Annotated in this window: 23 protein-coding genes; 17 read left to right on the forward strand and 6 right to left on the reverse strand. The window is 37.8% G+C overall.

From position 1 onward, the window contains the following. Window positions 1–5: 5 nt before the first annotated feature. The 3 genes from ccpC (at window position 6) to ABDZ91_RS07400 (ending at window position 2,806) form a co-directional block, all read left to right on the forward strand. Window positions 6–863 carry a transcriptional regulator CcpC gene (ccpC, locus tag ABDZ91_RS07390; protein WP_343797707.1) on the forward strand — a complete coding sequence of 286 codons (858 nt, stop codon included), beginning with the start codon at window positions 6–8 and terminating at the stop codon, window positions 861–863. A gap of 62 nt (window positions 864–925) precedes the next feature. After that, the gene (dapD, locus tag ABDZ91_RS07395; RefSeq protein WP_343797709.1) at window positions 926–1,636 is read left to right on the forward strand and encodes a 2,3,4,5-tetrahydropyridine-2,6-dicarboxylate N-acetyltransferase; all 711 of its coding nucleotides are present in this window, start codon (window positions 926–928) and stop codon (window positions 1,634–1,636) included. A 48-nt stretch (window positions 1,637–1,684) separates the two neighbouring features. Next, window positions 1,685–2,806, forward strand: a complete 1,122-nt coding sequence (locus tag ABDZ91_RS07400) for an N-acetyldiaminopimelate deacetylase (RefSeq protein WP_343797750.1) — start codon at window positions 1,685–1,687, stop codon at window positions 2,804–2,806. A 46-nt stretch (window positions 2,807–2,852) separates the two neighbouring features. On the opposite strand, the gene ABDZ91_RS07405 is transcribed toward ABDZ91_RS07400, so the two are convergent. Then, window positions 2,853–3,710: a mechanosensitive ion channel family protein gene (locus tag ABDZ91_RS07405; protein ID WP_343797711.1), complete on the reverse strand. Its 858-nt coding sequence runs from the start codon at window positions 3,708–3,710 to the stop codon at window positions 2,853–2,855. Between the two features lie 279 nt (window positions 3,711–3,989). Between ABDZ91_RS07405 and ABDZ91_RS07410 the strand changes: the two genes are divergently transcribed. The 5 genes from ABDZ91_RS07410 to ABDZ91_RS07430 all read left to right on the forward strand — a co-directional run bounded on the left by ABDZ91_RS07410 (window position 3,990) and on the right by ABDZ91_RS07430 (window position 9,746). Next, complete coding sequence (locus ABDZ91_RS07410) at window positions 3,990–4,532, forward strand: peroxiredoxin (RefSeq protein ID WP_343797713.1); 543 nt, start codon at window positions 3,990–3,992, stop codon at window positions 4,530–4,532. 72 nt (window positions 4,533–4,604) lie between these two features. Further along, complete coding sequence (locus ABDZ91_RS07415; RefSeq protein WP_343797715.1) at window positions 4,605–5,057, forward strand: TlpA family protein disulfide reductase; 453 nt, start codon at window positions 4,605–4,607, stop codon at window positions 5,055–5,057. 249 nt (window positions 5,058–5,306) lie between these two features. Further along, the gene (locus ABDZ91_RS07420) at window positions 5,307–7,061 is read left to right on the forward strand and encodes an ABC transporter ATP-binding protein (RefSeq protein ID WP_343797717.1); all 1,755 of its coding nucleotides are present in this window, start codon (window positions 5,307–5,309) and stop codon (window positions 7,059–7,061) included. 11 nt (window positions 7,062–7,072) lie between these two features. Continuing rightward, complete coding sequence (locus tag ABDZ91_RS07425) at window positions 7,073–8,938, forward strand: ABC transporter ATP-binding protein (RefSeq protein ID WP_425541797.1); 1,866 nt, start codon at window positions 7,073–7,075, stop codon at window positions 8,936–8,938. 145 nt (window positions 8,939–9,083) lie between these two features. Next, entirely contained in the window at window positions 9,084–9,746 is a 663-nt protein-coding gene (locus ABDZ91_RS07430) for a potassium channel family protein (protein WP_343797718.1), read from the forward strand. Between the two features lie 279 nt (window positions 9,747–10,025). Here the strand turns inward: ABDZ91_RS07430 and rnjA are convergent, their stop codons facing one another. Together rnjA and ABDZ91_RS07440 are read right to left on the reverse strand one after the other, a co-directional pair. Beyond that, window positions 10,026–11,693: a ribonuclease J1 gene (rnjA, locus tag ABDZ91_RS07435; protein ID WP_343797720.1), complete on the reverse strand. Its 1,668-nt coding sequence runs from the start codon at window positions 11,691–11,693 to the stop codon at window positions 10,026–10,028. Next, on the reverse strand, window positions 11,694–11,906 hold the full coding sequence (locus tag ABDZ91_RS07440) for a DNA-dependent RNA polymerase subunit epsilon (RefSeq protein ID WP_343797721.1): 213 nt from the start codon (window positions 11,904–11,906) through the stop codon (window positions 11,694–11,696). A gap of 939 nt (window positions 11,907–12,845) precedes the next feature. On the opposite strand from ABDZ91_RS07440, the gene ABDZ91_RS07445 reads away from it, so the two are divergent. Beyond that, window positions 12,846–13,616, forward strand: coding sequence for a Cof-type HAD-IIB family hydrolase (locus tag ABDZ91_RS07445; protein WP_343797724.1), 771 nt, complete (start codon window positions 12,846–12,848; stop codon window positions 13,614–13,616). Between the two features lie 366 nt (window positions 13,617–13,982). On the opposite strand, the gene def is transcribed toward ABDZ91_RS07445, so the two are convergent. Continuing rightward, complete coding sequence (gene def / locus ABDZ91_RS07450) at window positions 13,983–14,537, reverse strand: peptide deformylase (protein WP_343797726.1); 555 nt, start codon at window positions 14,535–14,537, stop codon at window positions 13,983–13,985. 267 nt (window positions 14,538–14,804) lie between these two features. On the opposite strand from def, the gene ABDZ91_RS07455 reads away from it, so the two are divergent. The 5 genes from ABDZ91_RS07455 to lpdA all read left to right on the forward strand — a co-directional run bounded on the left by ABDZ91_RS07455 (window position 14,805) and on the right by lpdA (window position 20,839). After that, complete coding sequence (locus tag ABDZ91_RS07455; protein ID WP_343797728.1) at window positions 14,805–15,482, forward strand: YkyA family protein; 678 nt, start codon at window positions 14,805–14,807, stop codon at window positions 15,480–15,482. A 456-nt stretch (window positions 15,483–15,938) separates the two neighbouring features. After that, the gene (gene pdhA / locus ABDZ91_RS07460; RefSeq protein WP_343797730.1) at window positions 15,939–17,051 is read left to right on the forward strand and encodes a pyruvate dehydrogenase (acetyl-transferring) E1 component subunit alpha; all 1,113 of its coding nucleotides are present in this window, start codon (window positions 15,939–15,941) and stop codon (window positions 17,049–17,051) included. 3 nt (window positions 17,052–17,054) lie between these two features. Beyond that, complete coding sequence (locus ABDZ91_RS07465; protein ID WP_343797732.1) at window positions 17,055–18,032, forward strand: alpha-ketoacid dehydrogenase subunit beta; 978 nt, start codon at window positions 17,055–17,057, stop codon at window positions 18,030–18,032. A gap of 83 nt (window positions 18,033–18,115) precedes the next feature. Next, the gene (locus ABDZ91_RS07470; RefSeq protein WP_343797733.1) at window positions 18,116–19,426 is read left to right on the forward strand and encodes a dihydrolipoamide acetyltransferase family protein; all 1,311 of its coding nucleotides are present in this window, start codon (window positions 18,116–18,118) and stop codon (window positions 19,424–19,426) included. A gap of 3 nt (window positions 19,427–19,429) precedes the next feature. Beyond that, a complete protein-coding gene (gene lpdA, locus ABDZ91_RS07475; protein ID WP_343797735.1) occupies window positions 19,430–20,839 on the forward strand; it encodes a dihydrolipoyl dehydrogenase in 1,410 nt (469 codons plus the stop codon). A 63-nt stretch (window positions 20,840–20,902) separates the two neighbouring features. Here the strand turns inward: lpdA and ABDZ91_RS07480 are convergent, their stop codons facing one another. Then, complete coding sequence (locus ABDZ91_RS07480; RefSeq protein ID WP_343797737.1) at window positions 20,903–21,268, reverse strand: hypothetical protein; 366 nt, start codon at window positions 21,266–21,268, stop codon at window positions 20,903–20,905. 147 nt (window positions 21,269–21,415) lie between these two features. On the opposite strand from ABDZ91_RS07480, the gene ABDZ91_RS07485 reads away from it, so the two are divergent. Both ABDZ91_RS07485 and ABDZ91_RS07490 read left to right on the forward strand, forming a co-directional pair. Then, the gene (locus ABDZ91_RS07485) at window positions 21,416–21,706 is read left to right on the forward strand and encodes a hypothetical protein (protein ID WP_343797739.1); all 291 of its coding nucleotides are present in this window, start codon (window positions 21,416–21,418) and stop codon (window positions 21,704–21,706) included. Window positions 21,707–21,938: 232 nt separating this feature from the next. After that, complete coding sequence (locus ABDZ91_RS07490) at window positions 21,939–22,811, forward strand: polysaccharide deacetylase family protein (RefSeq protein ID WP_343797740.1); 873 nt, start codon at window positions 21,939–21,941, stop codon at window positions 22,809–22,811. Between the two features lie 79 nt (window positions 22,812–22,890). Here ABDZ91_RS07490 and ABDZ91_RS07495 read toward each other — a convergent pair whose 3' ends face one another. Continuing rightward, complete coding sequence (locus tag ABDZ91_RS07495; protein ID WP_343797742.1) at window positions 22,891–23,289, reverse strand: DUF1885 family protein; 399 nt, start codon at window positions 23,287–23,289, stop codon at window positions 22,891–22,893. Between the two features lie 207 nt (window positions 23,290–23,496). On the opposite strand from ABDZ91_RS07495, the gene ABDZ91_RS07500 reads away from it, so the two are divergent. Further along, the gene (locus ABDZ91_RS07500; protein ID WP_343797744.1) at window positions 23,497–23,622 is read left to right on the forward strand and encodes a GapA-binding peptide SR1P; all 126 of its coding nucleotides are present in this window, start codon (window positions 23,497–23,499) and stop codon (window positions 23,620–23,622) included. Window positions 23,623–23,745 lie beyond the last annotated feature (123 nt).

Genomic DNA, 23,745 nt, shown 5'->3' on the forward strand with positions numbered 1-23,745 from the left:
AGAATATGCACTTTTCAGATTTCAAGCTATTAAGTGTTCTAGCACAAGAAATGAATATGAGAAAGGCTGCAGAGAAACTGTTTGTGTCCCAACCCGCACTTTCACAACGACTCCAATCCATTGAAAAAGACTGGGGTGCACAGCTCTTTTTACGATCTCAAAAAGGGTTAACCTTGACACCTGCTGGAGAGAAAGTGATTGATTATGCAAACCTGGTTATTGAACAAGAAGAAAAGGTTCGCGAAGAGCTTTCTTTAATGGAGTCGAAGGTATTCGGTACATTAAAAATTGCTTGTGCGTCCATTGTAGGGCAGAACTGGTTACCACGAATCTTAAAACAATTTGTTACCCTTTATCCTCAAGTTAAAATATCCCTCATTACCGGATGGAGTAGTGAAATTTTAGAGTCCGTTTATGAAGGTGACGTACATATAGGTATTATTAGAGGAACACCTGATTGGAAAGGGAAGAAAATTCATTTGTTTAAAGACCATCTTTACTTAGTGGACCGAGAAATTCAGAATGTAAATGAAGTGCTTGAAACAGACAGGCCATTTATTCAATTTAAAAGTGATTCCAATTATTATCAAGAAATTCAAGATTGGTGGCATCGTCATTTTCAGACAACACCAAAGAGAACGATTGTAGTGGACCAAATCGAGACTTGTAAGCAAATGACCTACAACGGAATTGGTTATGCGATTTTACCTGAGATTACTTTACAATCTCATACGAAAGAGGTTTCCAAGATTCCTTTAATGGATGAAGATAAAAAACCGATAGGGAGAGATACCTGGCTATTGGGCTATGATTCTGCTTTCGAACTAAAACAGGTTCAAGCATTTATTGACCTGATTAAATAGTTGTTTATGACGCTTTTCTTTGATAAAGTATTTGTAGCGCTTTACATAAGGAGGACATATTGATGAAAATGATGGATGCAAATGAAATTATTTCATTTATTCAAAATAGCAAAAAATCTACACCTGTAAAGGTATATGTGAAAGGGGACTTGGATGGTATCAACTTTGGTGATGCTTCTAAGACCTTTATAAATGGAAATTCTGGCGTTGTATTTGGGGAATGGACTGAAGTTGAAGAAGCATTGAAAGCTAATAGTGATAAAATTGAAGATTACGTGGTAGAAAATGACCGTCGAAACTCTGCCATTCCATTGCTTGATATGAAGAACATTAAAGCACGTATCGAGCCAGGTGCTATTATCCGCGACCAAGTCGAAATTGGTGATAATGCGGTTATTATGATGGGGGCAAGTATTAACATCGGTTCAGTTGTTGGCGAAGGAACAATGATTGATATGAACGTAGTCCTAGGTGGAAGAGCAACAGTAGGTAAAAACTGTCACATTGGTGCAGGTTCCGTATTAGCGGGTGTCATCGAGCCACCTTCTGCAAAGCCGGTTGTCGTAGAAGATGATGTCGTAATCGGTGCGAATGCAGTTATCCTTGAAGGTGTAACAGTCGGTAAGGGTGCAGTCGTTGCTGCAGGTGCCATTGTGATTGAAGATGTACCACCATATACGGTAGTTGCAGGAACGCCTGCAAGAGTGATCAAGAAGATTGATGAGAAAACAAAATCTAAAACTGAAATCAAACAAGAGTTACGTCAACTCTAAGACTTGAAATGCGTGGAAAAAGTTCCACGCATTTTTCTGACTGGGGGAATAAATGTGGAACGGTATATAAAAATTAGACGAGACTTACACCAAATACCTGAAATGGGATTCCAAGAATTTAAGACACAGCAATACCTATTAGATTATGTTCAAAATCTACCTGTTGATAGGCTTGAATATAAATTATGGAAAACGGGTATTTTTGTAAAAGTGAAGGGAACCAATCCCCAAAAATCGTTTGGTTACCGTGCTGATATGGATGGTCTTCCAATGCAGGAGCAAACCGGTCTTTCGTTTTCATCTCAACATGAAGGAATGATGCATGCATGTGGACATGATTTCCACATGACAATTGCATTAGGGGTGCTTACATTTTTGGTTGAGAATCCAATCCAAGATGACGTGGTCTTTCTTTTTCAACCTGCAGAAGAGGGACCTGGTGGAGCTGCACCCATGATAGAAAGTCTTCCTTTTCAGGAGTGGAAAATAGATGAGGTTATAGCTCTCCATATAGCACCTGAGTATCCTGTTGGGACAATAGCTACCAAACCTGGCCTATTGTTTGCTAATACCTCGGAGCTTTTTATCGACCTGAAAGGAAAAGGGGGACATGCTGCATATCCACATTTATCAAACGATATGGTAGTAGCAGCAAGTCAGCTTGTTACACAGTTCCAAACGATTATTTCTCGTAATGTTGATCCTCTTGACAGTGCCGTCATTACAATCGGAAAAATTACGGGGGGCTTTGTGCAAAATGTAATTGCAGAGGAAGCTCGTTTAGAAGGGACAATCCGTACATTATCAGCAGAGTCCATGAAACGTATCAAACAGAGAATTGAATCCGTTGTAAAAGGAATTGAACAAGGATTCGAATGTGAAGCATCCATTGACTATGGAAGCATGTATTATCAAGTGGATAATGATGAAACTTTAACAAGAGATTTCATGGATTTTGCAAAAGGTCAGGTACAGGTAGTGGAGTGTAAGGAAGCGATGACTGGGGAAGATTTTGGGTATATGTTAAAACAGATACCTGGATTTATGTTCTGGTTAGGCGTCCAATCTCCCTATGGCTTGCATAACCAAAAATTAAACCCAAAAGAAGAGGCAATTGCAGTTGCGATTCGCTTAATAACCCAATACTTCTCTCATCGAAGTTCTAAATAAGAAAAGGCCACCGAACCGTTTTAATGAGCGGTAGGTGGCCTTTAGATTACCCTCTTTCAACTCCAGATTGTCCTTCATTTCTTTGAATTAAAACTTGATGTGGGAATGGGATTTCAATACCATTTGCGTCAAGAGCTTCTTTAAGAGCTTTCTTAATATTTCGTTCTACTGCAAATTGCTCTCCATTTTTGCACTTACCTATAATTCGAATGACGACTTCTGATGCTCCTAATGTTTGTACTCCTAAAACATTAGGGCCTTCCACGATATTTTCATTTTCTCTTGCAATTCGGTCGCAAGTCTCCTGTAAAACTTGAATGGCGCGATCAATATCATCATTATATGAGATACTAATGTCCACTAGAGCTCTCATATTACCTCTGCTATGATTACTTAAGCTTGTAATGTCTCGATTTGGAACATAATGAAGAGTACCGTCAAAGCCGCGGATTTGAGTGGTTCTTAGGCCAACTTCTTCAACAATACCCGAAAAAGCCCCAACTGTAATATAGTCACCAACGTCCACTTGTTTTTCCAACAGCATAAAAAACCCTGTAACTACATCACTAACCAATCCTTGAGCTCCAAATCCAACAGCTAAACCGACAACACCTGCACCTGCCAAAATCGGTGTAGCTTGAATATTAAAGACAGTTTGAAGAACAGTCACAATAAAGATGAAGAAAAGAACATATGTAAAAACATTTTGGGTTAATCCTTTTAAGGTCTTTCCTCGTCCTGCAGACATACTGTTTTTCTGGATATAACGGTCAAAGGTGCTCTCAATGATTCTATTTCCAAACTTTTTCACAAGTATAAAAGCAATATAAACAACTAAAAATTTTAAAGCCATTATACCAATGCTTTCTAAAAGCTCTCCCCAATCAATTTGAATATCTGGCATACATACTCCTCCTACTTCTTAGCTAGTCCATCATTTCATAATTCCCTAAAAAGTATACCGTAAAACCTGTAGGGATAGATAATAATAGTACATAAAACGCTTTGTTGAAATCATCGTTTAAAAATGATTTAGGCAGGGCATGATGAAAGAGGATAGTTTTGCCCAAAACAATAATTCCTACTTAATAGTATTTACAAGATAGTATTTACTTGAGTTAAGCAAAAGCATCCATTATAATGAATGTCGACATAAATTTAAGACAAGTTGGAGGGATTTTTAATGCCAGAACGTATGGTAGGTAAACAAGCGCCAAGATTTGAAATGGACGCTGTACTTTCAAACAAAGAATTTGGAAAAGTTAGCTTAGAAGAAAACATGAAAAACGATAAGTGGACAGTATTATTCTTCTACCCAATGGACTTCACTTTTGTTTGTCCAACTGAAATTACGGCTTTATCTGACCGTTATGATGAGTTCGAAGATTTAGATGCTGAAGTTATTGGAGTATCAACTGATACTATTCATACACACTTAGCTTGGATCAAAACAGATCGTAGTGAAAATGGATTAGGTGATTTAAAATATCCACTTGCTGCTGATACAAACCATGTTGTATCTCGTGAATATGGCGTACTTATTGAAGAGGAAGGAATTGCACTTCGCGGATTATTCATTATTAGTCCTGAAGGTGAGCTAATGTACTCTGTTGTAAACCACAACAACATTGGTCGTGATGTAGATGAAACATTACGTGTACTTCAAGCTCTTCAAACTGGTGGACTTTGCCCAGCTAACTGGAAGCCTGGACAAGCTACTCTTTAATACTTAACTAAGAAATGGCCTAACATTTAGATGTTGGGCCTTTTTAAAAGATTAGCTAGGAGGAAACAACTCATGAAATTACGTGAAGAAATGCCCGAATTAGAAGGCGCAACGGAATGGCTAAACGGCCAGCTAAACAAAAGTGAGCTAGTTGGTGAAAAACCAACACTTATTCATTTTTGGTCCATTAGCTGCCACCTATGTAAAGAGGCTATGCCTCAAATTAACGAATTCCGTGATGAATATAAAGATAAGCTAAATGTAGTGGCAGTTCACATGCCGCGTTCTGAAAATGACTTAAACCTGGAAGAAATCAAACAAGTTGCTGCAGAACATGACATTACTCAACCTATTTTTGTTGACAGTGAACATAAACTTACCGATAAATTCGAAAACCAATATGTTCCGGCATACTACGTATTTGATAAAGAAGGTAAACTTCGTCACTTCCAAGCAGGTGGAAGTGGAATGAAGATGCTAACGAAACGTGTGAACCGCGTTTTAGATGAGTCTGAAAAAGAATAGATACTGTGAAACGATTAGTCTCAAGTAGGGCTAGTCGTTTTTTGTTTAATAAACTCAGTCTAAAGTTGTAATAAACACATGGTTTAAGTCTGATGAAAACTAAATTCAATATGTCAAAATTGAGTAAGGATGAGAAATAATCAAAATTTGAAAAAAATTCTAGTAAAAGGGTAGAAAAATATTTCGAAACCCGATATATTAATACTTACGTGCAAAAACGTATGCTTACATCTTGAGAGGGGGATTACTTTGGATATCTTTAAAAAGCTAAAGAATTTTTATTGGCCATATAAGCGTCATTTTATAACGTCCATTATATTCTTGTTTCTTGTAACAGGAATAACGGTCGTATATCCGGTTATTCTTCAATTAACCATTGATGAAGTTGTTCTAAAAGGACAATATAATTGGATACCTTATTTGGCAATAGGTTTTGTATTGATCATGATTATAAAGGGGATTGCAACTTATCTCCATCAATATAATGGAGATCTATTTGGGATTAAATCCGTATTTTCATTAAGAAATGAATTGTACGAGAAGCTTCAGTTCTTATCCTTTAAATACTATGATAACGCTAAAACTGGGGATTTAATGTCAAGATTAACAGCAGATGTGGAAGGGTTTCGATTTTTCCTTTCCTTTGGTTTTGCCGAATTATTGAGATTTATTTTATTAGTTTCTGTAAGTTTTGGGGTTATGTTTTATTATTCACCATCTCTAACACTGGTGACACTAGCAACGATTCCATTCCTAGCTGTTGCAGTATACCGCTTTGATAAAAACGTTCACCCGGCATTCCGAGGGGTTCGTAAATCATTTGGTCGTCTAAACACACGGGTGCAAGAAAATATTAGTGGTATTAACACAGTAAAATCATTATCTAGAGAAGATTTTGAGATTGGAAGATTTAATAATTCAAATGCTGACTATAAAGATAACTATTTACACACAGCAAGCATTTGGGCTAAATTTTTCCCGTTAATGGAATTTCTAGGGAATGCAAGTATTGTTTTACTTTTTGCATACGGAGGTTACCTAGTAGTTGGTGGACAAATGCAGCTAGGAGAGCTTGTTGCTTTCTATAGTTTACTAGGCTATATTATGTGGCCAATTATGAACCTCGGTTTTACTGTAAATATGTTTTCTCAAGCAAAAGCATCAGGAGAACGTTTACTAGAAATCCTCGAGGCTCCTAACGATATTCAAGAAGTAGATCATCCGATCCATGTGGAACGAATCGATGGGGAAGTTGAGTTTCGTAATGTAACATTGAAATACACAGTGGATGATCAAGCTGCATTAAAAGATATTAACTTCCATGCACACCCAGGCAAGACGATTGGGTTAATTGGCTCTACAGGTTCGGGTAAAACGAGTATTACTCAATTGATTACTAGATTCTACGAACCAGTTAAAGGTCAAGTCCTCGTAGATGGGCGTGAGGTCAATCAATATACGCTCAAGTCTTTACGACATAACATTGGATTTGTCCTTCAAGAACCTTTCTTATTCTCGTCTTCCATTAAAGCGAACATTTCCTATGGACGTCCGGAAGCAACGATGGAAGAGATTATTGAAGCGGCTAAAAGAGCTCAAGCTCACGAGTTTATTTCAGAACTCCCAGATGGTTATGACACCATTTTAGGTGAAAGAGGACTTGGACTTTCTGGTGGTCAGAAACAGAGGATTTCCATTGCTCGTGCCATCTGTCTAAACCCAAGTATCTTGATTTTGGATGATGCAACGAGTGCAGTTGATATGGAAACGGAATTTGAAATACAAAAAGCACTGAAAGAAGTAATGGAAGGAAGAACAACTTTCATTATTGCTCATCGTATTTCTTCTTTAAAACATGCTGACGAAATTATAGTTTTAGATGATGGGGAAATCGTTGAAAGAGGCGTTCATGAAGACCTTGTGAAAAACAACGGACTATATCAACGTATTTATGATATTCAATACAAAGACCAAGAAGCGGTTCTTCAATCGCAAACAGGGTGAGGTGACAACAAGTGAAGAAGGAACCAAAACAGTATCAGGACCGATTAAATCGGAAAGAAAACAATGTTCACCCCAATGCTTTAAAACGATTTCGATATTCAAACGACTTAGTCATTGATAAACCGTTTAACTGGCAGCAAATGTGGAGACTAATGGGATATTTAAAACCGTATTCTAAGTCTCTGCTGCCACTTTCCATTTTGGTTGTATTAATTACAACAGCAGTTCGATTATTTGTGCCTGTCATTATCGGGGTCTATATTCTTGAAGAAGCAATTATTAAACAAGATGGAGATTTGTTAACGAAGCTCGTCATTGCAATTGGGGCCATGTATTTAATTTCTTATATCGCTAATGTTTTAAGAATTAGATGGCTTAATAAGCTTGGACAAAATGTTATTTATGATCTAAGAAAGCACTTGTTTACACATGTACAAAGTCTTTCGCATAGATTTTTTGACCAGCGCTCAGCTGGGTCCATTCTAGTTCGTATTTTGAATGATATTAACTCCCTGCAAGACCTATTTACAAATGGAATCATTAACCTAATGATGGACTGTATCATGCTAATCGGGATTGTCATTATTCTCTTTACATTAAGCCCACCATTAGCATTAGCAATCATGATAACCGTACCACTTATGTTTCTTATCTCAACAAAGCTTAGAAAAAACATCCGCCGCTCATGGCAAACCGTTCGTCTACGTCAATCAAGCTTGAATTCCCACCTGAATGAAAGTATTCAGGGAATAAGAGTAACCAAGTCATTTACTCAAGAGAAAGAAAACATGGCATTCTTTGATGGCGTTAACACTGGTGTTTACGAATCTTGGAGAAATGCTACTCAGAAAAGTGCGACATTCAGACCATTAGTCGAAATGACAAATGCAATCGGTACCGCTGTATTGATTTGGTACGGAGCTACTCTAATCGGTAATGGAACCATCAGCATCGGTGAATTTGTATCCTTTGCATTCTACTTAGGGATGTTCTGGGAACCAATTTCTAGACTTGGCCAAGTATATAACCAATTACTCATGGGGATGGCTTCATCTGAAAGAATCTTTGAATTCCTTGATGAGAAACCATTAATTGATGAAAAAACAAATGCGATTCACCTTGATGATATGAAAGGTCGAATTGAGTTTGATCAAGTGGAGTTCTCTTATGATGATAAGAGAAAAGCGCTTAAAGGAATTAGCCTCGAGATGAAGGCTGGGCAAACTGTGGCTCTTGTCGGACATACAGGCTCTGGTAAGACGACGATTGCAAACTTAATCAGTCGCTTCTATGATGCTACAGGTGGTCAAGTTAAAATCGATGGTCACGATATTCGAGATATCTCTGTTAAGAGTCTCAGAAGCCAAATTAGTATCGTATTGCAAGACACTTTCATTTTCTCAGGAACAATTATGGAGAACATTCGATTTGGTCGTCCAGATGCCACTGATGAAGAGGTTATAGAGGCAGCAAAGGCTATTGGAGCAGATGATTTTATTCAGAATCTTCCTAAAGGGTATTTGACAGAGGTCGAAGAAAGAGGAAATATCCTTTCTGTTGGGGAAAGACAACTTCTATCCTTTGCCAGAGCATTACTGGCTGATCCAAAAATCTTAATATTAGATGAGGCAACAGCAAGTATTGATACTGAAACAGAAGTCAAAATTCAAACAGCCCTAAAAACCCTGTTAGAAGGCCGAACTTCTATTATCATCGCTCACAGATTATCTACGATTCGTGAAGCTGACCATATATTTGTACTGGAGCATGGAAATATCCTTGAATCCGGAAACCACAATCAGCTCATGATGAAGAAGGGTGAGTACTACAAATTAGTAAGTGCTCAGTTTAAAATGTTAAATGCTTTGAGTTCTTAACTTGATCAATAAGACCTCTCTGAAAAAATCAGAGGGGTCTTTTATTATCGAATAAAAAACAAAACAAAGAAACTCTATATTTTCTTCTAAAACATATGCTAAAATGACATGGAACAGTCGAATGATTGACTTGGAGGCGTTTCAGTTGAAAAAGGAATTTGTAGTAATTGGTCTTGGGCGTTTTGGTGGTAGCATTTGTCGTGCTCTCACTGAGCTTGGTATGGAAGTTATGGCGATAGACCGTGAAGAAGATAAAGTAAATGAATTTTCATCTGTAGCTGCGCATGCTGTAGTGGCTGATAGTACGGATGAATCTGTTTTAAAAAGCTTAGGAATTCGAAACTTCGATCATGTTATTGTTGCGATTGGAGATGACATTCAATCCAGTATATTAACGACACTGATGCTAAAAGAACTCGGTGTAAATAAAATAACCGTAAAAGCTCAAAACGACTATCATGAGAAGATTGTAAGACGTATAGGTGCAGACCATGTTGTTCACCCTGAACGTGATATGGGTAGAAGGATTGCTCATAATATTGCCTCCAGTAGCGTACTCGATTACTTAGAACTATCAGACGAGCACAGTATCGTGGAGATTGTTGCAAATGAGAGGTTGGCAGGTAATTCAATTATTGATTTAGATATCCGTGCAAAATACGGAATCAATATTGTAGCGATAAAGAGAAAGAATGAAATTATCGTATCTCCTCAAGCAAATGAAAGTATTCACCGTGGAGATATTTTAATTGTAATAGGAGCAGATAACGACATTAACAGGTTTGAAAAAAGAATGTTGGATGATTAGAGAGGCAAGCGTGCTTGGAACAAATTTTGGTTCCGGGTACTGCTTGTTTTTTTGTTTGTATCGTGCTCGGAAATTAGGAAAGGCAGCGAATTGGGTAACGGATAGTCCGGGAATCGTGCTCGGAGACTGGCATTTCATCCTAAAAGGGTAACAATAAATCAGTTTAATTCTCTGTTTTCATTTACAATTCACAGCCAGGTCATTGGGCTAGCACTCATAAATCAACTCATAACCAATAGAAAAGGCAGTGCCATCTTTGATGGCACTGCCTTCACGTCATCAAACTTCCATAATAATCGGAAGAATCATTGGGCGACGCTTTGTTTTTTCGTATAGGAAAGGAGCAAGTGTATCCGTAATTTCATTTTTAATCTCAGACCATTGGCTCGTTCTTCTTTCCATCACTTTAGAAAGGTGCTTTGTAATAATTCCCTGAGCTTCATGAATGAGGTCGCCTGATTCTCTCATATAAACGAATCCACGAGAGATGATGTCAGGGCCTGCAGCAATCTTAAAGTCTTTCATGTTGATACTAACTACTACAACCACTAAACCTTCCTCAGAAAGGATTCTACGGTCTCTCAGAACGATGTTTCCAATGTCTCCTACACCGCTACCGTCGATATAAACATTCCCTGAAGGAATCTTACCGGCTACTTGTGCTTCCTCTTGACTTAAAGCCAGAACTTCACCATTATCCATGATAAAGCAATTGTCTTCTTCAACGCCACAATCTATAGCAAGCTTTGAGTGCATACGTTGCATACGATACTCACCGTGAATTGGCATAAAGAATTTTGGTTTCATTAAGCGAAGCATTAGCTTTTGCTCTTCTTGTCCACCATGTCCAGAAGTATGGATATCATTTAATGAGCCATGAATCACTTCAGCACCGGCACGGAATAGCATGTTAATGGTTCTGCTTACGCTAATGGTATTCCCAGGGATAGGGGAAGAAGAGAACACAACCGTATCTCCAGGGATAATCTGAATTTGACGATGAGTCCCATTAGCAATTCTTGATAAGGCAGCCATTGGTTCTCCTTGGCTTCCTGTACATAAAATAGTTACTTGATGAGCAGGGAGACGGTTAATTTGGCTAGCTTCGATAAAGGTGTTTTTCGGGCATCTTATGTAGCCTAATTCTTGTCCAATATCAATGGCCGCTTCCATACTTCTTCCAAATACGGCAATTTTACGTCCATTCATTACCGCGGCTTCAACAACCTGTTGAAGTCTGTGGATATTGGAAGCAAATGTAGCAAAGATAATACGTCCGTCAACTTTTCTAAAAATATCTTGGATGCTATCACCGACACGACGCTCAGACATTGTAAAGTGAGGGACTTCACTATTCGTACTATCCGATAGTAAACACAGAACGCCTTCTTTACCGATTTCAGCCATTTTCGTTAAGTTTGCAGGTTCCCCAACCGGAGTGAAGTCAAACTTAAAGTCACCTGTATGAACGATATTCCCAGGAGGTGTTTTAACTACAATTCCGTAAGAATCTGGAATACTATGGGTAGTTCTAAAGAAAGTAACAGAGGTTTTTCTGAACTTAATAATGTCATCTTCTTGAATTTCATGTAACTTTGCATGACGTAATAGTCCATGCTCTTCCAATTTATTACGGATTAATCCTAGAGCAAGTTTTCCGCCATAAATCGGGATATTTACTTCACGTAGTAAGTAAGGGATTCCACCGATATGATCTTCATGTCCATGAGTGACGAAGAGACCTTTGATCTTATCAACGTTCTTCACAAGGTATGAATAGTCAGGGATTACATAATCAATTCCTAGAAGCTCGTCTTCAGGAAATTTAATACCAGCGTCAATTAAGATAATTTCATCCTGGAATTGTACCCCATACGTATTTTTACCGATTTCACCTAGTCCACCTAGTGCAAATACTGCTGTTTGGTCATTTTTTACGAATTTCATTTAGGCTTTCTCCAATACTTTAAAATCTTCACTTTGTTGTTCGTATTCTAGATATGCACCGGTAGTTGGTTGTACAAACTCAATGTTGAAGTTTTTGTCATCCAAAGCAAGTCGTACTTCGCGCTCAGTTTCAGCTTCCATATACAATGTTTTTGTATGTTCACGTACAGGAACTTCTGCTTTAGATTCTTGATAGTATACTTTAAAAATCATTTCATCTTCTCTCCTTGAATCGTTAATATATAGTTTTTTCTTAAATAGCAATTTTTAAAGAAGGCAGCACAAAACCGCCTACTGATAATAAGAATAAATCTGTGTATAGGGGCTCCTCTTGGACGGACAGGTAATACCCCAAATATAGACTTGCTATTTTTTCAAATCCTTGCTCTTTGATTTAGAAAAAATAACAAGTATGTTATACCGAATCATCCTCTGCTTTCTTCACTTTACAAAATTAAGCTCACAATAGCAAGTAACCTACACTCTAAATTTTCCAGTTTCACTGACTATTTCTATGAAGAAACGGCTTGGTATCGCTAATCCCATGAGGGAATTGAAAAATTGTAGAAAAAAAACCCCCCAGTAAAGGAGGTCTTGGATTTACCTACTTTATGAGTTATATTTTTAAAAACACGAAAGTGAAACACCTAAGCCAATTGTTTCTTTTTCATGACATTTTCCCATTGTTTTTTAATTTTTTTCCGTATTCTTTTGAGCATCTTCATTTACCTCCTCTTTTCATGATTAAGTCGAGCTTGTTTTTCCTTATTATATGGAGACAAGCTTTAAGTTTTTCATGGGGATAGTTGGTATTTAATAAGTACACATACTGAAGGAGTTTTTTCGCTGTTTTAGTAAGAATTGTTATTTGTTGCACAAGTTATTAAACCGAAGTTGATTGGAGTGGAAGGTGCTTGACTCCTGCGGGAGGAAGGGACAAGGGAGACCCCGCAGGAGCGAAAGCGACGAGGAGGCTCCCGGACCGCCCGCGGAAAGCAAGCACCTGCAACGGAAATCAACACCCCTTGCCTATAGAACCAAATATTGTAAAAAGCAAACAAATTATTCTAAAATAGCCCTTTTTTGAAGAGCTTTTTAAAAACTACACAAACTATTATCAAAACAAGTGAACAGCAAAGGGAGAGACCTGATATGAGTAAAATTGTTTTTTTTGATATTGATGGAACATTGTTGAGACATGATAAAACAATTCCGGATGCAACTAAGGAAGCGATTCAACAACTAAAAAAACAGGATGTTTATGTCGCAATAGCAACTGGACGAGCTCCTTTTATGTACGAAGATTTACGAAAAGAGCTGGAAGTTGATTCATTCGTTAGTTTTAATGGTCAATATGTCGTTTTTGAAGGAGAGCCAATTTATAAAAATCCATTAGATCGCCTGGCAATAAAGGAACTCACACAAAAGGCAACGGATTTAGGTCACCCTCTTGTGTATCTAAACCATCAAACAATGAAAGCGAGCATACAACAGCATGATTTCATTTCAAAGGCAATGGGGAGTTTACACATGTCGCACCCCGAGAAGGATGAAGCATTTTTCTTAAATCGTGAAATATACCAGGCACTAATCTTTTGTACTGAAGAGTGGCAAAGTCAATATGCAGAAGAGTTTGAGCAACTCCACTTTATCAGATGGCATGAACTTTCTATGGATGTTATTCCAAAGGGTGGATCCAAAGCAGAAGGAATCAAAAAAATGATAGAGAAGCTAGGATTTGATTTGAAGGATACCTATGCTTTTGGGGATGGGCTGAATGATATTGAAATGATTGAATCTGTTGGTGTTGGTGTGGCTATGGGGAATGCAGTAGATGAAGTAAAGCAACATGCTGATTATATAACGAAGGATGTTGATGAAGAAGGATTAGTATATGGCTTAAAAGCGGTGGGACTTCTTTAATAATAGGGATCTGGTGTAATTGCTGTAGTAGCAGGCTTTTTTAAAATTTCACCTGATTTGCTTCGGTTTTTTCATAAAAATAGAGGAGGGAGAGTCTCTCCTCTAACAGTTGAAACACCTTTTAAAAGTCTTAGGTGCGAATATCTAATTTTAGGTGCGATAATCGTTGTTTGAGTGCGAATATTTGTTAATAAGTGCAAAAATGGAGATTTGAGTGCAAATATTCATTTGAGTGCGAAAACCACCCCGATGAGTGCAATAAAATAATAATTGTGTGCGAAAATCGTAACTTGAGTGCGGCTTTCCCCCGAGCACGAGGAACCCAATGTTCACCAATACAAAAAAAGATAAGCTAAAATCTCTAGCTTATCTCTCAATAGCCACCGCATTTACAGGCACGGCATATGGATCTACTTTATTGATATGGTCATAAAACATAATCCCGTTAAGGTGGTCAATTTCATGCTGGAATACAATTGCAACTAGCCCTTTAAGCTTTAATTGAACCTCTTCATTATCTATAGTGGTTCCTTTAACGGTAATTTTAAAATACCTAGGCACATAACCAGGTATGGCCTCGTCTACTGAAAGGCACCCCTCTCCTGTTGTTAGATACGCCCTTTGTACGGAATGACTAACGATTCGTGGATTGAACAGAGCATAGCTATACAGCTTTCCGGTTTCATCTGTGACATGAATGGCCATCATTTTTTTTGGAACATTTATTTGCGGAGCAGCTAAACCAATTCCAGGTCGAAGGTTATACTTTGTTGCCATTTCCTCATCTTGGCTATTTTGTACATACTCCATGAGACTATTTAAAATTTGTTTATCCTCATCTGAAGGAGGTAAAGAGACATCTTTAGCTCTTTTTCGTAGCGTTGGATGCCCGTCTCTAACGATATCATTCATTGTTAACATAAAAAAACACTCCTATAAATTGTAAACTCTATCTTTTAATAGTGTAGCAAAGATTATCTTAAAAGTAATGAGTGGGTCATCCATCTAGGACTTAGTATGCATAGTATTTAATATAGTCATAAACAAAAAACGAGCAGAATACAATAGCGACATAAAGTATTTTGTCAATTAGAAAAATTTGTTCAAAATTCATATAGGACAAGCTATTGTCAAACGGGTGAAGCAAGGATATAGTAGAACATGTCATAGTATTTGGGGGTTTGGAGAATGCACAATATGTTAAAAAAAATTGGAGTAATTACTTCGCTTTCCGGGCTGTTAATATTATCGGGTTGTACAGAGAAAGTTTCACCTATTGATAATATGTATACTTCTTTGGAGGGTGTTGTCTCATCAGAGAAAGGTTACAATGAACAGCAGGATTCCTTGAGAGATTTAGAAAAAAGAGAACATGAACTGTATGAACAAATCATCGGTTTAAGTATGAACGAATTTGACGAGATTGTTAGTTTGTCACAAGAGGCACTTTCTCTTGTAGAAGAAAGAGAAAGTAAAATTGAACTTGAACGCCAGAGTATGATTGAATCCGAAGAAAAATTTAATGAAGTACAAGATATTGTGGCAACGATTGAAGACGAAGAATTAAAAAAAGAGGCTGAGGCCCTGATTGAAACAATGAATAGTCGTTATGAAGCCCATAAAGAGCTGTATGATGCATATGTAAAAGGTATCCAATTAGATAAGGATCTATACACCTTACTACAGGATGAAAACCTAACATTAGAACAGTTACAATCAAAAATTACCGAAATCAATGAGGCTTACGAAATTGTTCTGGCATCTAATGAAAGCTTCAATAAAATTACGGAAGAGTATAATAACGCAAAGAAAGAATTTTACGAATCTGCTGGGATGGAAGTTACTGTAACAGCCGATCAATCATAAGCAAAAAGACAAAGCTGAGAAACTTAGCTTTGTCTTTTTTTGTTGTTTTAATAAAAGATTCTTTCATCCAGAATTCGGTTTAAAATGAGTGGTTTTGAGGAAACATGCAAATATAATAGCATATTTGTGTTTACTGTATTATAAAACAGGTGTGAAAAATAGTAGACTGTCTTATAATACAGTATGCGAATTTTCGTTGATACAGTTTAATTTTACACCCTTTTTGTTTCACTACATATGATTTTATAAAGGTTAAAGTTAAAGTGATTGACGTAAGGAAAACGGTTAATGTAAACTAAACATCGAGTACATTATTGTATTATTAAAATCTCTCTAAAACACTAGTACAGTTTTTTGAGGTTTTGTTTAATAGTTTTAGTAAACTCACTAGGACTTATGGGTACCCTATTGATGTTAAATGAAAATTTCTAAAATGATAAGGAAAGGGTGAAGGGAATGGCTTCAAAAACAAAGGCTCAGATCGATTATAAAAAGCAATTTGAGTCCATTAACAAGCAATTCCAAACGTTTCAAATCCTGAATGAAGAGGGCAAGGTTGTTAACGAATCTGCGATGCCAGATTTAACTGATGAGCAACTACAAGAACTAATGAAGCGAATGGTGTACACACGTATACTAGACCAGCGTTCTATTTCTTTAAACAGACAAGGAAGACTTGGTTTCTATGCGCCAACAGCTGGACAAGAAGCTTCTCAAATTGCTTCTCAATTTGCTTTAGAAAAAGAAGACTGGATTTTACCGGGTTATCGTGACGTTCCACAAATAGTATGGCACGGTTTACCATTGTATCAAGCTTTCTTATTCTCTAGAGGTCATTTCCAAGGTAACCAAGCACCTGAAGGAGTAAACGTACTCTCTCCACAAATTATCATCGGTGCTCAATACATTCAAACAGCTGGTGTAGCTTTAGGTATTAAGAAGCGTGGTCAAAAAGCTGTTGCAATCACATACACAGGTGATGGTGGAACTTCACAAGGTGATTTCTACGAAGGTATTAACTTTGCTGGTGCTTTCAAAGCTCCTGCTATTTTCGTTGTTCAAAATAACCAATTTGCCATCTCAACTCCAGTAAGTGTACAAACTGCTGCTGAAACTCTTGCGCAAAAGGCTGTTGCAGCTGGTATCCCTGGTATTCAAGTAGACGGTATGGATCCGTTAGCTGTATATGCCGCTGTTAGAGATGCTCGTGAAAGAGCCGTTAATGGTGAAGGACCAACCCTTATTGAAACAATGTGTTACCGCTATGGTCCACATACAATGGCAGGGGATGACCCAACTAGATATCGTACGTCTGAATTAGATGACGAGTGGGAAAAGCGAGATCCTCTTATCCGTTTCCGTAAATTCCTAGAAGAAAAAGGAATTTGGAATGAAGATATGGAGAACGAAGTAATTGAACAGGCAAAAGAAGAGATTAAGGATGCTATTAAAAAGGCTGACGAAGCACCAAAGCAAAAAGTAACAGACTTAATTTCTATCATGCACGAAGAAATGCCTTACAACTTAAAAGAACAACTTGAAATTTATAAAGAGAAGGAGTCGAAGTAGACAATGGCGCAGATGACAATGATTCAAGCAATCACGGATGCGTTGCGCACCGAGTTAAAGAACGATGAAAACGTTCTTGTCTTCGGGGAAGACGTTGGTGTTAACGGTGGGGTGTTCCGTGCTACTGAAGGCTTACAAAAAGAATTTGGAGAGGACCGAGTATTTGATACTCCACTAGCTGAGTCTGGTATTGGTGGTTTAGCTGTTGGTTTATCTTTACAAGGATTTCGTCCAGTCCCTGAAATTCAATTTTTTGGATTTGTATATGAAGTATTAGATTCTGTTTCTGGACAACTTGCTCGTATGCGTTACCGTTCTGGAGGTCGCTACAATGCACCAGTTACGATTCGATCTCCATTTGGTGGAGGGGTTCATACTCCAGAACTACATGCGGATAGCTTAGAAGGTATCGTGGCTCAACAACCAGGTCTGAAAGTGGTTATTCCTTCAACTCCTTATGATGCAAAAGGTTTGTTAATTTCTGCAATTCGTGATAACGACCCAGTTATTTTCTTAGAGCACATGAAATTATACCGCTCTTTCCGTCAAGAAGTACCAGAGGAAGAGTATACGATTCCACTTGGAAAAGCGGATGTAAAGCGTGAAGGTAAAGACCTTTCCATTATTACTTATGGAGCAATGGTTCAAGAATCATTAAAAGCGGCTGATGAACTTGAAAAAGAAGGATATTCAGTTGAAGTGGTTGACTTAAGAACGGTTAGCCCAATCGATATTGAAACGATTATTGCATCTGTTGAAAAAACAAATCGCGCTATTGTGGTCCAAGAGGCTCAAAAGCAAGCGGGTGTAGGAGCCAATGTAGTGGCTGAAATTAATGATCGTGCAATTCTTAGCTTAGAAGCACCAGTGCTACGTGTAGCAGTACCAGATACAGTTTTCCCATTCTCACAAGCAGAATCTGTATGGCTTCCTAACTATAAAGACGTAATTGAAACAGCTAAAAAAGTACTTGAGTTTTAATTTAAGGTAGGTTGATTGGTGTTCCTTTCAACCTCCATTCGTGTAAAAGACTAAACATGCACCTTTAAAGGAGGTAGAACCAATTGGCATTTGAATTTAAACTGCCAGATATCGGTGAAGGTATTCATGAAGGTGAAATCGTAAAATGGTTCGTAAAGCCAGGAGAAGAAGTTAAAGAGGACGATGTGCTTTGTGAAGTACAAAACGATAAAGCCGTAGTTGAGATCCCATCACCTGTAACTGGTAAAGTAGTAGATGTTAAGGTAGGCGAAGGTGAAACGGCAATCGTTGGAGATGTTCTTATCACTTTCGATGCACCTGGATATGAAGATTTACAATTTAAGGGCAGTGACGAAGAAAAGAAAGAAGAGCCAAAGGAAGAACCAAAAGAAGAAGCAAAGCCAGCGGAAACAAAAGCTGCTGAAACGACTGAAAAGGCACCTTCTACAGAAGAGGTAGATCCATCGCAACGTGTGATCGCAATGCCTTCTGTTCGTAAGTTTGCTCGTGAAAAGGGTATTGATATTCGTCAAGTATCCGGTTCTGGTAAGAATGGACGTGTATTAAAAGAAGATATTGAAGGATTTGTTCCGGGTGGAGCGAAGCCTGCTGACGCACCTGCAGCGGAAGCGAAGGAAGAAGCAAAAGCAGAAACAACAACTGCTGCAGCACCACAAATTCCAGAAGGTGCATTCCCTGAAACTCGTGAGAAGATGAGCGGAATTCGTAAGGCTATTGCAAAAGCAATGGTTAATTCTAAGCACACAGCTCCTCATGTTACGTTGATGGATGAAGTGGATGTAACAAAGCTTGTTGCTCACCGTAAGAAATTCAAGCAAGTTGCCGCTGATAAAGGCGTGAAGCTTACATTCTTACCTTATGTAGTGAAAGCATTAGTTAGCGCATTAAGAGAGTTCCCAGCGCTAAATACATCAATCGATGACGAAACAAGTGAAATTATTCATAAACACTACTATAATATAGGTATTGCTGCGGACACTGATAAAGGATTATTAGTTCCAGTAGTGAAAAATGCAGATCGTAAATCAATGTTCACTATCTCAAACGATATTAGTGATTTGGCTACAAAAGCAAGAGATGGCAAGCTGTCTCCTGATGAGATGAAGGGTGCTTCTTGCACAATTACTAACATCGGTTCTGCTGGTGGTCAATGGTTTACACCTGTAATCAATCATCCTGAGGTAGCAATTCTTGGTATTGGCCGAATTGCTGAAAAGCCGGTCGTTCGCGACGGTGAAATCGTAGCTGCTCCTGTTTTAGCACTTTCATTAAGCTTCGATCACCGTATGATAGATGGTGCAACTGCTCAAAATGCATTGAACCAAATCAAGCGATTACTCAGCGACCCAGAACTATTGTTAATGGAGGCGTAATTCATGGTAGTAGGAGATTTTCCAATTGAAACAGACACACTCGTCATCGGTGCCGGTCCTGGTGGATATGTAGCAGCTATCCGTGCTGCACAGCTTGGACAAAAAGTAACCATCGTAGAAAAAGCAACAGTAGGTGGCGTTTGCTTAAACGTAGGTTGTATACCTTCTAAGGCTCTAATTTCAGCTGGACACCGCTTTGAAGATGCAAAACATGCTGATGTAATGGGGATTAAAGCGGAAAACGTTACAGTTGATTTTTCAAAAGTTCAAGAGTTTAAAAATGGTGTTGTTAAGAAGTTAACTGGCGGTGTAGAAGGACTTCTTAAAGGAAATAAAGTAGACATCGTAAACGGTGAAGCTTATTTCGTAGATGCTAATACAATTCGTGTAATGGATGAAAATTCAGCTCAAACATATAAATTTAAAAATGCTATTATTGCAACTGGCTCAAGACCAATTGAGTTAAAAACGTTTAAGTATTCAAAACGTGTTATTGACTCAACAGGTGCTCTAAACTTAACTGAAATCCCTAAAAAGATGGTTGTCATTGGCGGGGGAGTTATTGGAGTGGAGTTAGGAACTGCTTATGCTAACTTCGGAACAGAAGTAACAATCCTTGAAGGTGGAGACGATATCCTACCTGGTACTGAAAAGCAAATGACAACTCTAGTTAAGAAAAACTTGAAGAAAAAAGGCGCAACAGTTGTTACAAAAGCAATGGCAAAAGGCGTTGAAGAAACAGATAACGGTGTTGTCGTAACTTATGAAACTAAAGGTGAAGAGCAAAAGATCGAAGCAGATTACGTTCTAGTTTCTGTTGGTCGTAAGCCAAACACAGATGAGTTAGGTTTAGAACAAGTAGGAATCGAACTGACTGAACGTGGTTTGATTAAAGTTGACAAACAATGTCGTACAAATGTAAGCAGTATTTATGCAATTGGAGACGTTGTTGAAGGTCCACAACTTGCTCATAAAGCTTCTTACGAGGGGAAAATTGCGGCAGAAGCAATCGCAGGGGAAGCATCAGTAGTGGATTACTTAGCAATCCCAGCTGTTGTATTCTCTGAACCGGAAATTGCTACTGTTGGTTATAATGAAGCACAAGCTAAAGAAGCTGGACTTGACGTTTCAGCGGCAAAATTCCCATTTGCAGCGAACGGTCGAGCACTAGCTTTAAATAATGCTGATGGATTCGTTAAACTTGTTACTCGTAAAGAAGATGGTCTAGTTGTAGGTGCACAAATTGCAGGACCAAGTGCATCTGATATGATCGCTGAACTTGGTTTAGCAATTGAAGCTGGTATGACTGCAGAAGATATTGCTATGACAATTCATGCGCATCCAACATTAGGTGAAATTACAATGGAAGCTGCTGAAGTAGCCCTAGGAACACCAATCCATATTGTAAAATAAAACAAAAGAACTCCGACAATAGTCGGAGTTCTTTTTAGGTAGTAAGCAATCGATACCAAGACTCTAGTTAGATGAAAGCAATAAAAGAATGGGGTCCACAATTTCCTCTTTTGATAAAGCTCCTTCAATAGAAAAAATCACTTCGTTTTTGTTCACAATCATTAAGGCAGGAAACTTGTCAACCTGGAGGTTCTTATTAAGTTTATGAACGTCGTTGGGTGTGACTACTTTCATTTTACTTACAAGTGTTGGGTATGTTTTTCTTAATTCTAAAATAGCATCATAATAAGAGATTTCTTTTTCATAATGTCCATCATCAGTAAAGAAAACAAGATTAGTACCTTGATCATCAATAATTGGATTGTGTTCATTCGAACAAGAAGTGAACAAAAGGGAAACAAAAAACAATAGTAGGTAATTTTTCTTCATACACTCACCGCACAAGAAGAATGTTTGGAATTTTCAAATCTAGTGTAGCATACTGCTCAGGACATTTTCCCTATGTCACTGTAATGTTACAGAAATGATATATCTGATATCGCCTTGTATTATTATTTTATCCGTAGAAAGGGAATGATGGAAATAAATAAAGGAGATACCGTAGAAAAGAGTGATGGCATGAAAAGTTATGTGGCAGTATTACTTCAAATGATGGTGTGGAGTGGCTATAGTTTAGCTGAATGGCTTTCTTCTCGTGATCATTGGGAATACAATGTAGCGATGTTTGTTATTTTCGTCTTTTTAGCTTTTAGACTGGCGAAGTATATTGTGAAATCTACAAAGGCTTCATTTTTCATTACTGTTGGGACCTTGTCCATCTATTATCTCATTCATTGGGGGCTTCCTTCTTTTACTACAGGTATATAAAAAACTAGGCTACGGATAAGGAATAATCCAAAGCCTAGTTTTTTTCATACAATTTACCTATATTGTTTGGTATAAATCGTAATAAAATATTATAGGATTCTTTGCTTATCTCTCGTATAATAAAAATAGAGATACCAGCTTCTAGAAAAAGAGAAACGGACAACACTATTCCCCTTTTCTAGACGTGATAAATATAGAATTACATAAAAATTTCTACTTAGGGGGAGCAACGATGAAAAGGTTTATGTATCTACTTGTATTTATGGCCTTGTTTATTACTGCCTGTAACAATGAAGAGACACAAGGTACACCAACACCACAACCAGTTGAAGAAGACAATAATACCACTGAAGAACAACCTACCGATATAGGTACCGATATAGATGAGGAAGATTCAAATAAGCAAGAAGATGAGGAAGAAGAAACAGAAGAAGTAGATGGGGAAACAGAGGAACCATCAGAACCCCAATACTATGTCAATACAGTAAACTGGTCGATTAAACCAATTGACTCAGCAAATGAAAAAGTAGTCTTACTTACTATTGATGATGCTCCAGATAAATATGCTGTTGAGATGGCGCATACTTTGAAAGAACTTGATGTTCCAGCCATCTTCTTTGTGAATGGACATTTCATTGATACTCCTGAGGAGCAAGAGAAATTAAAAACCATTTACGAGCTAGGGTTTCATATTGGTAACCACACGTATAACCATCCATTGTTAAGAGATTTACCGGAAGATAAACAAAGAGAAGAAATAGTGAAGCTAAACCAGATGATTGAAGAAGTAATAGGTGAAAAACCTAAGTTCTTTAGGGCCCCTCATGGTGTGAACACAGATATTTCTCATCAAGTTATTGAGGAAGAAGGCATGATTGCCATGAACTGGACATACGGATATGACTGGGAGAAGGATTACCTTGAAAAAGATGCTCTGACTAAGATAATGCTTGAGACACCATATCTAAATGATGGGGCAAATCTACTGATGCATGATAGAAGTTGGACTAATGAGGCCCTTAAAGGAATTGTAGAAGGCCTTAGGGAGAAAGGGTATGAGTTTGTTGACCCATCACTTATTACAAAAAGAGAAGCAACTGAATAATAAACAAAACCCACTGTAGAACATGCAGTGGGTTTTTACTTGATATAAAAATATGTGAATTTTACATGTTATGACAAAGCTAAAATTGCATGACTCTCTTATTAAATAACCGAAGCTCAGCTCCCCAGTTTTTTGAAATGAAACGACAGAGTTCATTCGCCTTCCCTTTATCAGCATGTGTGGACTGACTAGAGAGTGTAATTCTAAGAATGGTGTCATCCATTTCCTCTGGTATATCCAGATAGAAAGAATGATAGAGAGGAGGGTCTATACTTTTTAATTGGAGAAACTGTTTGGCTTCGTTTTGAATTTCTTCAATGGAGTATGGGAAAGCATGTTGATCATAATCCCAATTCAATTGTTCCCCAGTCTTTTTTGTTCTCCTGACATACTCTTGAAGGATTTCCTTTACATCTTCATATGTAATGGTTGATTTCTTGGATTTATTATGGACCCTAATCAAAGCCTCTTCTTGCATGTGAACACCTCCATAATGTTAGAATTTTCAAAAATATCATACCACAATTTTCTCCTGATTGCTTGACTCCCATCATATGATTTATAAAGTAATAATATTCCTCCAAAATGTGACATACAAAATAGGCTTGAAAATTTAAATGTGACATAATATTATAGAAATAAGAAAGCGGTTTCAAAAAATGCGAGGCAAAGGGGAAGGGGAACAATGGGAACTATCGTATGTCAGACTTGCAATTCTACAATTACCCACTTTGAGGACGAAAAGGTTTCTGTACTCTATGCCAAATGTGATCACTGTCATGAAGACCTGCATGAGGAAGACACAGAGTAATTGGACTAAAACATAATGAAGAGGCTGGGACAAAACCCACTCTTTGAAATGAAAAAGCCGGTGAAATTTTACGACAAGTAAAATTTCACCGGCTTTGATTATTTATGAGATAAAAATAAGGAC

This window comes from Bacillus carboniphilus, from assembly GCF_039522365.1.
Taxonomy (GTDB): Bacteria; Bacillota; Bacilli; order Bacillales; family JC228; genus Bacillus_BF; species Bacillus_BF carboniphilus.